General features: G+C 57.1%; 14 protein-coding genes. 3 read left to right on the top strand and 11 right to left on the bottom strand.

Features of this window, described 5'->3' with window-relative positions; all coding sequences use genetic code 11:
* Positions 1-30 precede the first annotated feature (30 nt).
* The 10 genes from S7A_RS05925 to S7A_RS05880 all read right to left on the bottom strand — a co-directional run bounded on the left by S7A_RS05925 (position 31) and on the right by S7A_RS05880 (position 8,779).
* Positions 31-1,362 carry an ATP-binding protein gene (locus S7A_RS05925; protein WP_009088841.1) on the bottom strand — a complete coding sequence of 444 codons (1,332 nt, stop codon included), beginning with the start codon at positions 1,360-1,362 and terminating at the stop codon, positions 31-33.
* Positions 1,359-2,039, bottom strand: coding sequence for a response regulator transcription factor (locus S7A_RS05920; protein ID WP_009088840.1), 681 nt, complete (start codon positions 2,037-2,039; stop codon positions 1,359-1,361). The genes S7A_RS05925 and S7A_RS05920 overlap by 4 nt, the downstream gene beginning before the upstream one ends.
* A gap of 166 nt (positions 2,040-2,205) precedes the next feature.
* Positions 2,206-3,090, bottom strand: a complete 885-nt coding sequence (gene cysM, locus S7A_RS05915) for a cysteine synthase CysM (RefSeq protein WP_009088839.1) — start codon at positions 3,088-3,090, stop codon at positions 2,206-2,208.
* 81 nt (positions 3,091-3,171) lie between these two features.
* The gene (gene cysA, locus S7A_RS05910; protein WP_009088838.1) at positions 3,172-4,260 is read right to left on the bottom strand and encodes a sulfate/thiosulfate ABC transporter ATP-binding protein CysA; all 1,089 of its coding nucleotides are present in this window, start codon (positions 4,258-4,260) and stop codon (positions 3,172-3,174) included.
* Positions 4,250-5,125, bottom strand: a complete 876-nt coding sequence (gene cysW, locus S7A_RS05905; RefSeq protein WP_009088837.1) for a sulfate/thiosulfate ABC transporter permease CysW — start codon at positions 5,123-5,125, stop codon at positions 4,250-4,252. Before cysW ends, cysA begins: the two co-directional genes overlap by 11 nt.
* Positions 5,125-5,958, bottom strand: a complete 834-nt coding sequence (gene cysT / locus S7A_RS05900; RefSeq protein WP_009088836.1) for a sulfate/thiosulfate ABC transporter permease CysT — start codon at positions 5,956-5,958, stop codon at positions 5,125-5,127. Before cysT ends, cysW begins: the two co-directional genes overlap by 1 nt.
* Positions 5,958-6,974: a sulfate ABC transporter substrate-binding protein gene (locus S7A_RS05895; protein ID WP_009088835.1), complete on the bottom strand. Its 1,017-nt coding sequence runs from the start codon at positions 6,972-6,974 to the stop codon at positions 5,958-5,960. Before S7A_RS05895 ends, cysT begins: the two co-directional genes overlap by 1 nt.
* A 240-nt stretch (positions 6,975-7,214) precedes the next feature.
* Positions 7,215-7,832 carry an RpoE-regulated lipoprotein gene (locus tag S7A_RS05890; protein ID WP_009088834.1) on the bottom strand — a complete coding sequence of 206 codons (618 nt, stop codon included), beginning with the start codon at positions 7,830-7,832 and terminating at the stop codon, positions 7,215-7,217.
* 64 nt (positions 7,833-7,896) lie between these two features.
* Entirely contained in the window at positions 7,897-8,364 is a 468-nt protein-coding gene (locus S7A_RS05885) for a DUF2919 domain-containing protein (RefSeq protein WP_009088833.1), read from the bottom strand.
* Positions 8,354-8,779: a GNAT family acetyltransferase gene (locus S7A_RS05880; protein ID WP_009088832.1), complete on the bottom strand. Its 426-nt coding sequence runs from the start codon at positions 8,777-8,779 to the stop codon at positions 8,354-8,356. Before S7A_RS05880 ends, S7A_RS05885 begins: the two co-directional genes overlap by 11 nt.
* A gap of 208 nt (positions 8,780-8,987) precedes the next feature.
* Between S7A_RS05880 and amiA the strand changes: the two genes are divergently transcribed.
* Positions 8,988-9,836 carry an N-acetylmuramoyl-L-alanine amidase AmiA gene (gene amiA, locus S7A_RS05875; protein ID WP_009088831.1) on the top strand — a complete coding sequence of 283 codons (849 nt, stop codon included), beginning with the start codon at positions 8,988-8,990 and terminating at the stop codon, positions 9,834-9,836.
* A 185-nt stretch (positions 9,837-10,021) separates the two neighbouring features.
* On the opposite strand, the gene S7A_RS05870 is transcribed toward amiA, so the two are convergent.
* Positions 10,022-10,165: a hypothetical protein gene (locus S7A_RS05870; protein WP_237712306.1), complete on the bottom strand. Its 144-nt coding sequence runs from the start codon at positions 10,163-10,165 to the stop codon at positions 10,022-10,024.
* 249 nt (positions 10,166-10,414) lie between these two features.
* On the opposite strand from S7A_RS05870, the gene hemF reads away from it, so the two are divergent.
* The gene (hemF, locus tag S7A_RS05865; protein ID WP_009088828.1) at positions 10,415-11,329 is read left to right on the top strand and encodes an oxygen-dependent coproporphyrinogen oxidase; all 915 of its coding nucleotides are present in this window, start codon (positions 10,415-10,417) and stop codon (positions 11,327-11,329) included.
* Positions 11,330-11,528: 199 nt separating this feature from the next.
* Positions 11,529-12,368: a class I SAM-dependent methyltransferase gene (locus tag S7A_RS05860; protein WP_033736491.1), complete on the top strand. Its 840-nt coding sequence runs from the start codon at positions 11,529-11,531 to the stop codon at positions 12,366-12,368.
* Positions 12,369-12,590 lie beyond the last annotated feature (222 nt).

Here is a 12,590-nt window from a genome sequence, read left to right as displayed (position 1 = left end):
TGCCGTTTTCGTTTCTGCTCTCTGCGCTTTTCAGGAGGGCCAGTGCGGCAGCCTCAGCGTCAGTTCCAGCCCTCCTTCCGGCCGGTTCCGTGCCTCGACTTCACCCTGATGCGCCAGCACCACTTTGCGGACGATCGCCAGCCCGAGGCCATAGCCCTTTCCCATCAGCGGTGAGTTGACCCGCACAAACGGGTCAAAGATGCTGGAGAGTTTCTCTTCATCGACACCCGGCCCCTGATCGCGCACCTGAATTTCCAGCCACTGCTGCGCGGTGCGCAGTTCAACCTCGATCCGCTGGCCTGGCAGGGAAAAGCGCAGCGCGTTGCGTAACACATTCTCGGTGGCGCGCCGTATCAGTTCGGCATTGCCACGCACGGTGTAGTCGGCCCGATTGTCCACCTGAAACGCCACCTGCACACCGGGGAGCTGCGCTTCATAGCGGACATCGGTGATCACCGCCTCCAGCAGGCCGGTGAGGTCAAAGTACTGCTCATCCGGAATACTTTCATGCTCAGCGCGCGACAGCGTCAGCAGTTCACCGATCATCTTATCCAGCCGGCGCGCCTCTTCGTCGATACGATCGAGCGAACTGTGCACATTTTCTGGCGTCTGTCTGGCCAGCCCGGTCGCCAGCTGCAGGCGCGCCAGCGGTGAACGCAGCTCGTGTGAGATATCGTGCAGCAGCTCTTCGCGCGCGTGGACCAGGGTCTCCAGCCGCTCAGCCATGGTATCGAAGGCCCGGGCGACATCAGAAATCTCATCATGCCGTTTACGCATCACCGGAAAAAGCCGCACGCTTAAATCGCCCTCTGCGACCCGGGAGAACCCTTCGCGCAGCTGACGCATGGGTCGCGTCAGATTCCAGGCGAGCAGCAGGCTGAAGAGTAATCCTACCGAACCGGCGAAAACAAACATCGGTTCAGGGATATTGAGGAATTTGCGCGGCATGCTGTTCATCATGCTCTCTTTTCGCATGCCATCGATGTCATAGTGCAGCTGATACCCTTTTCCATCGGCGCCGCGCACCCAGCGTTTACTTTCGGCGGGCCGATGCGCCTCCCCATCCGGGTTAGCCTGTGCAGGCGACGGTTGCGCCTGTGGCAGGATGTGGAAAAACTGCCGGTCACGTTTGTCCCAGCCCGACAGCATCGCGTTCAGCGCCTCAGGCCCGTTCTGCGCCAGCACCGTCGCCGCCGAGGTGAGTTGCAGATCGGCCACGCGGCGGACCGCCACCAGCTCAGGCGGCTCGTGTCGTCTACCGGAGAGCGAAAAGCCGAGCCAGATAAGCTGACTGATGATGACAAAGACGATCCAGAAGCCGATAAAGATCTTCCAGAACAGGCGTCCACGGTAGTGCCTCATCGAATGCGATAACCGATACTGCGAACGGTTTCGATCGTGATGCTGTCAGCGGTTAAGGCACTGAGCTTCTGACGGATGTTGCTGATATGCACATCGACGCTGCGATCATACGCCTCGCGCGGGCGACCAAGTCCCTTCTCCGACAGCTCATCTTTTGAGACCACCCTGTCCGGAGCGCGCATCAGCAGTTCCAGCAGATTAAATTCCGAGGCGGTGAGATCGAAGGCTTTCTCCTGCCATTCACTGATACGGGTGGCGGGATTGAGGGTCAGCGCCCCCCAGCGCAGCGGCTCCTGGCTATCCGGCTGCGGAGCCTGCTCTTCGAAACGCCGCAGCACCGCCCGCAGACGCGCCACCAGCTCGCGCGGATAGCAGGGCTTGGGCATGTAGTCATCGGCCCCCATCTCCAGACCGATTACGCGGTCAATGTTATCGCCTTTGGCGGTCAGCATAATCACTGGTATGCGGCTGTTCTGACGCACCTGGCGCAGAACGTCAATGCCACTCATGTCGGGCAGCATGATGTCCAGGATCATCGCGGTGAACTGGCCGGAGAGCGCGCCCTGAATCCCGGCGCTGCCGGTCAGCACCAGCTGAGCATCGAAGCCTTCCGCAATCAGGTACTGGCTTAACATCGTGCCGAGCTCTACATCATCATCAACAAGCAGAATTTTCATGGTCATTTCTCCGGAGAACGGGCGCTATTTTCACCTGTGCGGCTGAACGGCGCAGCCTGATTTACGTGATCCTTACAGATTCACACTCGCTGGCACAGTAAACCGGGCAAAAAAAAGGCCTGTGGGCAGCAGACGCTTCACAGGCCAGGTTTCGCATCTACAGCGGTTACGCGTGATAGAGACCGGTCGAGAGATAACGATCGCCGCGATCGCAGGCGATCGCCACCACCACGCTTCCCGGATTTGCCTCGGCGATGCGCAGTGCACCCGCCACCGCGCCGCCTGAACTGACGCCACAGAAGATGCCCTCACGGCGTGCCAGCGCCCGCATGGTCTCCTCCGCTTCCTTCTGCGTCATATCGATGACGTCATCCACCAGATTGGGACGGTAGATCCCCGGCAGATAGGCCAGCGGCCAGCGACGGATGCCCGGAATGCTGCTGCCCTCGCTGGGCTGTAAGCCAATGACCTGCACGCCGGTGTTGTGCTCTTTCAGGTAGCGTCCCACGCCGGTGATCGTGCCGGTGGTGCCCATACTGGAGACAAAATGGGTCATACGCTGATTCGACTGCTGCCACAGCTCCGGGCCGGTGGTCTGATAGTGGCCCAGCGGATTATCGGGATTGTTGAACTGATCCAGCACCCGGCCCTCGCCGCGTGCCGCCATCGCCTGCGCCAGATCGCGCGCCCCTTCCATTCCCTGCTCGCGCGGCACCAGTATCAGCTCTGCCCCATAAGCACGCATCGCATCCTGCCGCTCCTGACTCATGTTGTCCGGCATCAGCAGGCGCATACGGTAGCCTTTCATCGCGGCGATCATCGCCAGCGCAATGCCGGTGTTGCCACTGGTGGCTTCGATCAGCTGATCGCCGGGCGTGATATCCCCCCGCAGCTCCGCCTGATTGATCATCGACCAGGCCGCACGATCCTTGACCGAACCCGCCGGATTGTTGCCTTCCAGCTTAAGCCAGACCTCACTGCCGTTAGCGGGCGTCAGGCGCTGTAACCTGACCAGCGGGGTATTGCCGATGGTATTTTCAAGAGTCGTCACGGTAAGGTTCCTGGCTTAATGCAAACAGAAGGCAAAAAAAAGGCGGGAGTCACACTCCCGCCCGGTGTTGATCAGAAAATATCAGGCACTCTGGGCAAAGGCAACAGCGCGCAGCGGGGTATCACCCTTATAGAGACGCGCCTGCTGCAGGCCAACAAACAGGCGTTCGCCACGAATCGGGGCGGTCTGTTCACCTTCAAATACCAGCGAAAACGGCTCGCTCTGCCAGCCAGCGGGCTGCACCACCAGCTGCCAGAAGTGTCCACGCGGACTCACTTCCAGCACCTGCACCGGCAGCGGGGTTTCCAGGCTGCTGTGGCGGGACACGTCGATTTCCCACGGACGCAGGAACAGCTCAACCGGGCCCTGATGTGCCGAGGTATACCCCAGCGGCCAGTGATGCGCGCCGACATGGAACTGCGACCCGTGGATCTCACCATCAAAGCGATTCACTTCACCCAGGAACTCCAGCACAAAGCGGGTTGCCGGATCGCGCCACACGTCATCTGGCGTGCCGATCTGCTCGATATTACCCTGGCTCATCACCACCACGCGGTCTGCCACTTCCATCGCTTCTTCCTGGTCGTGGGTCACAAACACGCTGGTAAATTTCAGCTCTTCATGCAGCTGACGCAGCCAGCGACGCAGCTCTTTACGCACCTGCGCATCGAGCGCGCCAAAAGGTTCATCCAGCAGCAGGATTTGCGGTTCTACCGCTAACGCACGCGCCAGCGCCACACGCTGTTTCTGCCCGCCCGACAGCTGAGCCGGGAAGCGGTTCGCCAGATGGGCCAGCTGCACCATCTCCAGCAGACGGGTAACACGCTGTTTGATCTCGGCCGCAGAAGGACGTTCCCGACGCGGCAGCACCGTCAGGCCAAAGGCGATGTTGTCGAACACCGTCATATGGCGGAACAGCGCATAGTGCTGGAAAACAAATCCAACCTGACGATCGCGCGCATGCAGACGACTCACATCGTTGCCATGAAAACGGATCTGGCCGCTGTTCTGATGCTCCAGCCCGGCAATAATGCGCAGCAGCGTGGTTTTACCGGAGCCGGATGGGCCAAGCAGCGCCACCATTTCACCCGAGGCAATATCCAGAGAGATATCGTTCAGCACCGAGGTGCGACCAAAGGATTTGTTGATCTTGTTAATCTCAATGCTCATGATTTCCCTCCTGTTGCAGGTGCTTGTGCTGTTGCTCCAGACGCCACTGCACAATACTTTTCAGAAACAACGTTACAATGGCCATCAGGGTCAGCAGCGCGGCAGCGGTGAAGGCGCCGACCGTATTGTAATCCTGATGCAATAATTCAACCTGAAGCGGCAGCGTATAGGTCTCACCGCGAATCGATCCCGATACCACCGAGACCGCACCAAACTCACCAATCGCACGGGCGTTGGTCAGCACGATGCCATACAGCAGCGCCCAGCGAATGTTCGGCAATGTCACACGACGGAACATCTGCCAGCCTGAAGCGCCCAGCAGCACCGCCGCTTCATCTTCGTGACTGCCCTGGCTCAGCATCACCGGCACCAGTTCGCGCACCACAAACGGACAGGTCACAAACACGGTCGCCAGCACCATGCCCGGCCAGGCGAACATAACCTGGATGTTATGCGCATCCAGCCAGCCGCCCGCCGGACCGTTGACGCCCCAGAACAGCAGATACATCAGACCGGCCACCACCGGCGACACGGCAAACGGAATATCAAACAGGGTCAGCAGCAGCTGACGCCCCGGAAAGGTAAAGCGGGTCACCAGCCAGGCGAGCAGCGTGCCGAACACCAGGTTAACCGGAACGGTGATCAGCGCCACCATCACCGTCAGCCAGATGGCGTGCAGCATATCGGGGTCAGCCAAGTTGCTCAGGGAGACCAGCAGCCCCTGATTCAGCGCCTCCCAGAAGATGGAGATCATCGGCACCAGCAGCAGCAGAATAGAGAGCAGCGCACCGATACCAATCAGCAGCCATTTGCCCCAGTTCACCGGCTGGCGATCCGCATGATTCAGTTGTGAGACCTCAGCCATTAGTGACCTCCCAGTCGACGGCCAAAGCGGCTCTGTAAGGTGTTAATCGCAAATAACAGGATAAGCGAGGCGGCCAGGATCACCGAGGCGATGGCGCTGGCGGCCGGATAGTCAAACTCCTGCAACCGGACAAAAATCATCAGCGAGGTCACTTCCGTTTTCCAGGCGATGTTACCGGCAATAAAGATCACCGCACCAAACTCACCCAGGCTGCGGGTAAAGGAGAGCGCCGTGCCCGCCAGCAGCGCGGGAGCGACTTCCGGTAACACAACCCGACGGAAGCTCTGCCACGGTGTGGCACCCAGCGTTTCAGCGGCTTCTTCGTACTCCGGGCCTAACTCCTCCAGCACCGGCTGTACCGTGCGCACCACAAACGGGATGCTGGTGAAAGCCATGGCGATGGCGATGCCGATCCAGGTGTAGGAGATTTTGATATCGAAATGAGCAAACCACTGTCCATACCAGCCGTTGACCGAAAAGAGTCCGGCCAGTGTCAGGCCCGCAACGGCGGTCGGCAGCGCAAACGGCAGATCCATCAGGCCATCCAGCAGCGTGCGGCCCGGGAAGCGGTAGCGGGTCAGGATCCACGCCATCAGCATGCCGAACACCGCATTAAACAGCGAGGCGACACCGGCGGAGAGCAGCGTAACCTTGTAGGCCGCAACCAGCTGCGGGTTGGTCACCACATCCCAGTACTGCTGAAGGGTCATCTGTGACAGCTGCATGATCACGGCGCTGATGGGCAGCAGCAGAATCAGGCAGGTAAAAAGCAGGCTGGTGCCCAGGCTCAGTCCAAAGCCGGGCAACACGCGTTTATGACTTGCTGCAAACATTATCCACGCCCCGCCGCTAACAATTTATCCAGCTCACCGCCGCTGGCGAAATGCGTTTTCATCACGTTGTCCCAGCCGCCAAAGGCCTCTTCAACCCGGAACAGGCTGGTCTGCGGGAAGCGATCCTTCTGCTCTGCCATCAGCTGCGGATTGTTCACGCGATAGTAGTAGTGCGTAATAATCGTCTGCGCTTCCGGTGTGTAGAGGTAGCGGAGATAGGCACTGGCCGCATCCGCGGTATGGTTAGCGGCAACGTTTTTATCTACCCACGCCACCGGGAACTCCGCCAGAATGTTGGTTTTCGGCACGATCACCTCATACTCATCTTTGCCGTACTGATTGCGGATATTGTTTACTTCCGACTCAAAGCTAATCAGCACGTCGCCCAGACCACGCTCAGCGAAGGTCGTGGTCGCACCACGGCCCCCGGTATCGAAAACTTCAACGTTTTTCAGAAACTGCGTCATAAAGGCACGGGTTTTAGCCTGATCGTTACCGTCCGCTTTATCAGCAGCCCCCCAGGCGGCCAGATAGGTATAGCGACCATTGCCGGACGTTTTCGGGTTAGGGAAAATCAGCTTCACATCGTTACGGGTCAAATCTGACCAGTCATGAATCTGCTTTGGGTTTCCTTTGCGCACCAGAAACGCCATGGTGGAATAGAACGGTGAACTGTTATTTGGCAGACGGCTTTTCCAGTCTGCGGCAATCAGGTTGCCTTTATCATGCAGGACCTGCACATCCGTCACCTGGTTGTAAGTGACAACATCGGCGCGGAGTCCCTGCAGGATAGCCAGCGCCTGTTTAGATGAACCGGCATGGGACATTTTGATGGTCAGCGGGTCGGCAGGATGGCTGGCATCCCACTGTTTAACAAAAGGGGCATTCAGGGCAACAAACAGCTCCCGGGACACATCGTAAGAGCTGTTAAGAAGTTCAGTGGCATTGGCTGCGCCAGCAAGGCTCAGCGACAACGCGATACCGCTCACGACTTTTTTCATCGCTTGTAATGTCATTTGGCACCCTGAAAAAATTTGATGCGGATCTCACCCGCTGAAACATCAGTTTATTTATAACTCAGGGAAAACCAGTAACGGTTTTATATATCGTTTGATGATTTCAAAGTCGAAAAAAGCATAAGACAGCGGCAGAGTTTATGCAGAAATCAGCAAAAGCCGCAGAGAGGATAACCCCCGCTGAGCACCAGCCTGCGGGGGTGACCAGGCGCGTCAGCGCATGGCGTTTAGCAGGCAGTGTTAACGCTGCCAGACGATTTTGCTGAGTTTCCAGGTTTTCAGCGTGTCGTCAGAAGGCATCAGTCCTTCCGGTCCATGCCAGTCGCCATGGTAGAGATAGGTGAGATGCTGACTGCCAGGGGCCCGGCATGCTACGTCTCGCGCATCCGTTCCGCTGGCCAGGGTGCAGTTGCTGAAGGCTTTGGTGAACTTATTGCTGAAGGCATCGCCCACTTTACTGCCGTCGCTGCTGGCAATCTGGCTGTCCATCACCTCAATGCGTTCAACCTGCGACTGCCCGTAAATCACCAGCTTCACCTTGTCGTCATCCAGCGCCTGCCAGAACGCAACCACCTGACCGTTTTCGCCACGCATGCCCTGGCGCAGGGTGTAATCCCCATTCAGGCCGGCTTTGATCGCCTCCTCTTTCATGGCCGTCGAGGCGGTCAGTCCGCCTACGCCCTGCTCCGTCGCGGTGAGCGATGAACCGAACCAGTTCCACGGCAGCGCCGAGGACCAGTGATACGTCAGCGGATTCCACCAGCTGGCCTGCTGGCTGCTGTCAGTGCCGGAACCCGAACTGGCACAGCCGCTCAGTGCAACGGCGGCGATCAGTAGCGTGGAACGAACAGCTTTCATGAGAACTCCTGTAAATACGATGCCGGAAGGCGGAACTGATTGGAGTCGCAAAGCGCCAAAAAGTTTATTTAAGATGATGTTCAGGCAGAAAGCAGTCGCGGCAGCGACGGTCAGTCTGCAGCCAGATGAGTGCCAGCAGGTCAAACAGCGTCAGCAACAAGGGCAGCGGCGAACTGAGCAGATCACCCTGCACAAACTGCAGCCCCTGCCAGATAAGATTCACTAAAAATGACAGCGACAGCACGCTGCGCCAGTGCTGCCAGAGTCGCGGCAGCCGTAGCCGGTAACCGGTCAGCAGCAGACCTGCCAGCGCCGGTAATCCCAGGGCAAGACCGATCCAGAACGCCTGGCGATCCGGATAGAAGAGCGCCAGCAGATCGTTACCCTGCTGCCGTGACGCCCCGGCCATCACCAGCAGTAACCAGGTGCGCGCCTGCAGTAACAGGATCAGCCAAAAAAGAAACGGCAGCCGCAGCTGCCCTCTGGCGTCATAGTGGTCCGGCTGATAGTCAGGGGACGGTTTAGTATTCACGATCTTCGATCAGACGTTTGCCAAACAGCAGCACATCGACCGGCTCATAATCGAGCTTCTCGTAGAAGGCCACCACCTGATCGTTCTCTTCGCGGATCATCAGATGCAGCTTCGGACAGCCGCGAGCGATGAGCTTCTTCTCCAGACGATTCATCAGCGCATTCGCAAAGCCGCGTCCCTGATAGTCAGGATGCACCGCCAGATAATAGGCCGCACCGCGATGACCATCGTAGCCCCCCATCAGGGTGCCGACGACCACGCCGCCGACTTCAGCGACCAGAAAGAGATCGGGGTCGTGATGCATTTTGCGTTCGATATCCAGCTCCGGATCGTTCCAGGGCCGTAACAAATCGCAACGTTCCCATAAGGTGATCACTTCTTCAAAATCTTCCTGGCGGAAGGTGCGGATTTCCATCTTCTTCACCTGCAATTAAGCACAATTTGCTGATTATCACGCATTCTCTGCCGCACGCAACCCTCGGCTGAACGGCGGCAAATAAAAAAGCGCAAATTTTCTGTTCGCGGCCTGCAATACAAAGTAATGCCCTGAAATGGTTATGTGATCGCAGACAACAGAGCCTTAGGCTATAACACCGGCAGGATTTCTGTTACCGGACCCGCACATGCACCTGCTTAAACGTTTGATTCATCGCCGTCAGTTACTCCTTTCCGGTCTGGCTCTGGCCGTTTTATCGCCGCGCGCGGTTCAGGCCAGAGAGCCTTCAGCGCTTACAGGAACAGGCCGCCATGCACGCCCTGCTCCGCCAGCCAGTAACGGAAAGCGCATTGTGATGATTGATCCCGGCCACGGGGGCATCGACTCCGGCGCGGTCGGCGAGGAGGGTTCAGAAGAGAAGCACATCGTGCTGGAGATTGCCGGTAACGTGAAACGGCAACTGCAGAGCCATCCGCGCATTGAAGTGCGTCTGACCCGTGACAGCGACCATTTTATTCCGCTCTACCAGCGGGTGGAGATTGCTCATCAGCATGGCGCGCATCTGTTCATGTCGATCCATGCCGACGGCTTTACCAGCCCCGATGCCAGCGGCGCCTCGGTATTTGCGCTCTCCAATCGCGGTGCCAGTAGTTCAATGGCGCGTTATCTCTCTCAGCGTGAGAACGATGCGGACAAACTGGGCGGCGTGAAGGCGCAGCAGCAGGATCACTATCTGCAGCAGATCCTGTTCGATCTGGTTCAGACCGACACCATCAAAAACAGCCTGACGCTGGGCAAACATGTGCTGGATCAGATTCGCCCGGTTCATCATCTGCATAGCCAGCACACGGAACAGGCTGCTTTCGCGGTCCTGAAGTCGCCCTCCATTCCTTCGGTGCTGGTTGAAACCTCCTTTATTACCAATCCGCACGAAGAGCAGTTGCTCGGCACCACGGCGTTTCGTCAGAAAATTGCCGCCGCCATTGCCAGCGGCATCGTCAACTACTTTGATGAGTTTGATCGCCGTAATGCCTGATGCGGAAAGTAACAATGACTCAGTGCAGAAGCTTGAATAAACGCATGTGAACCTGAGAAATGCTCCATCCGACGTAACGTTCAGGCGAAGCGAGCGGCGGAGACCATCCTGAATTATGTTTTAAGTAAGGCCGTATTAACGGCCTTCTGTCTGCCTCTCTGCCGGAAGTTAATCGTGGCAGAGGGTTATCGGCGGTCAGACTTATCCGCGATAAGATAAGTCAGCCCATAAATCACCAGACCAGCAACAAGCACCAGCAGCGGCCCGACAATACGCATCGCCCCTTCATTCAGCGTTGCGGTCAGAAATATGCCAATCACTATCGCCATAAGCACAAGTCCGCCTGACACCTCGGCTATCAGCTTACGGATTAGCCTAATAGTTTTCGATAGCATTAATAAACTCCTCCGCGGCCGATGGATTTTTGCGCAGCGCTTCACCCATTTTTATAAAATTCTGCAAGGGTTCTTCAGACATGAAAATTTCCCATTGTATGCCTGCCTGGATAGCCGCACTCATGCAAGCAGGCCGATTTTGCGTATAATCGCCCTAAATTAAAACCGACGATAAGCGAAAAGATGGCTGATATTTCCCGCGTAAAAGCATTCCTGCTCGCTCTGCAGGATGAGATTTGTAACCAGCTGGCGGCTGAAGATGGCGGCGCAGCGTTCGCAGAAGATAGCTGGCAGCGTCCGGGCGGCGGCGGCGGTCAGAGCCGCGTACTGCGAAACGGTGCGGTGTTTGAACAGGCGGGCGTAAACTTTTCGCACGTGCATGGCGATAAGATGCCGGCTTCGGCTACGGCGCACCGTCCGGAACTGGCGGGCCGCAGCTTTGAAGCGATGGGCGTGTCGCTGGTCATCCACCCGAACAATCCCTATGTGCCCACCAGCCACGCCAACGTGCGCTTTTTTATCGCGGAGAAACCCGGTGCCGATCCGGTGTGGTGGTTTGGCGGCGGGTTTGATCTCACGCCGTTCTACGGCTTCGAAGAAGATGCACTGCACTGGCATCAGACTGCCGCCGACCTCTGTCAGCCTTTTGGCGACGACGTTTATCCGCGATATAAAAAGTGGTGCGACGACTATTTCTATCTGAAACACCGCGATGAGCAGCGCGGCATTGGCGGCCTGTTTTTTGACGATCTCAACACGCCCGATTTTGAGCAGAGCTTCAGCTTTATGCAGGCGGTGGGACGCGGCTTTATTGATGCCTACCGGCCGATTGTGGCACGCCGCAAAGATCATCCATGGGGCGATCGCGAGCGCCAGTTCCAGCTCTACCGCCGCGGGCGTTATGTGGAGTTCAATCTGGTGTGGGACCGTGGCACCCTGTTTGGCCTGCAGACCGGCGGCCGCACGGAATCGATCCTGATGTCGATGCCGCCGCTGGTGCGCTGGGAATATGATTATCAGCCTGAACCAGACTCGCCTGAAGCGGCCCTCTATCGCGACTTCCTGCCGGTGAAGAACTGGCTCAATCTGCCGTCATAATCCCCCGGACCGCAACGTGGCTCTCTGCCTGCGTTGCGGTTCATTACGCTGTCTCAACCGCCTGAAACCGTTCATCTTCCTGCCGCTCCCACCCGACCTGATAACCGATAAAAAGGGTTCAGTTCCGTTTGTTTCTCATTCATTAGTGCCCTGAATTTCATTGATACACTAGGCCATATTCAGGATAAGGACACCAATGATGGCTTCATTCACAGACCCCGATAAAAACCTTGAAACACTGAGTTTTGCGGAAATAGCGGAACGGCTTAACATCGAAATATACAGTGGTTTCAAACCCGACCTTTCTCCCTGGCTGGGCAGAAATATTATCTTCGACGACATCATCGCAAAGAGAGCGGCGACTGAAGGTCACTACGAAGATCAATGCTCCGGGAAATATTACTTTGATATTTTTAATACCATTAAGTCGGCACTGGGTGAAGTCAGCAGAATCGTTGAAGTGGGCGTCTTTATGGGAGGCAGCACCTCTGTTCTGGCTGGCTGTGCACACTATCTGGGTATTGAACTCGATTTGATCGACATCAGCCCGGACCATTTACAGTTCGCCAGAGAGCGCGCAAGAAGAGCCTATCCGGAAACCGTCGAAAGCCGGGTCAGGATGTACCATGGCACCCTTCCGGAGTATGTCAGGGATGTGCTGATGAAAGAAGAAGGCGGAAACGTCATCATTCATCATGATGGCGCGCACGATTTCGAACAGGTGATTCGTGACCTCGGCAGCCTCTTTTATATCAAAGATAAACTGCACAGCTTACTGATTCAGGATACCCATCTGCGTGGCGTTCCGGAATCTTTCAATTTTGTCGATGCCGCCGTCTATTCTATTTTCGGTCGGGATGTCACTTATGCGCCGCTGGGCACCGTCTATCACGACGGGCCGGTTTGTGAACCGAACCGCTGGCAGGGCAACTATTTTATGCCGGGTGAACCCGAAGGGATGTATATCCCGCTGACGCATAATAAATTTTACTACCCGCACCCCAAAATAACGCTGGCGCAATTTTTTGAGCGGCAATAGCGCAGCGCGGAATTCGGGCCGCCTGTACTCTCATCGCGGCCTGTTTTAAAACGCCTCTCCCGGGGAGGCTCAGACATCCCCCCTGTTTAGCATTCAGCCTGCCCCGCCACATTTCACTGTGGCAGCGCTTTTACCGTCCCCGCGTTTTTACTTTCCGATTCACCGCACCGTTATCTGCTCCCGGCGTATGACGAGAGTGAGTGTCGTCACGCCGCTTTGATG

This window comes from Pantoea sp. Sc1 (genome assembly GCF_000255315.1).
Classification (GTDB): Bacteria; Pseudomonadota; Gammaproteobacteria; order Enterobacterales; family Enterobacteriaceae; genus Pantoea; species Pantoea anthophila.
This window is presented reverse-complemented; position numbering and strand designations above follow the sequence as displayed.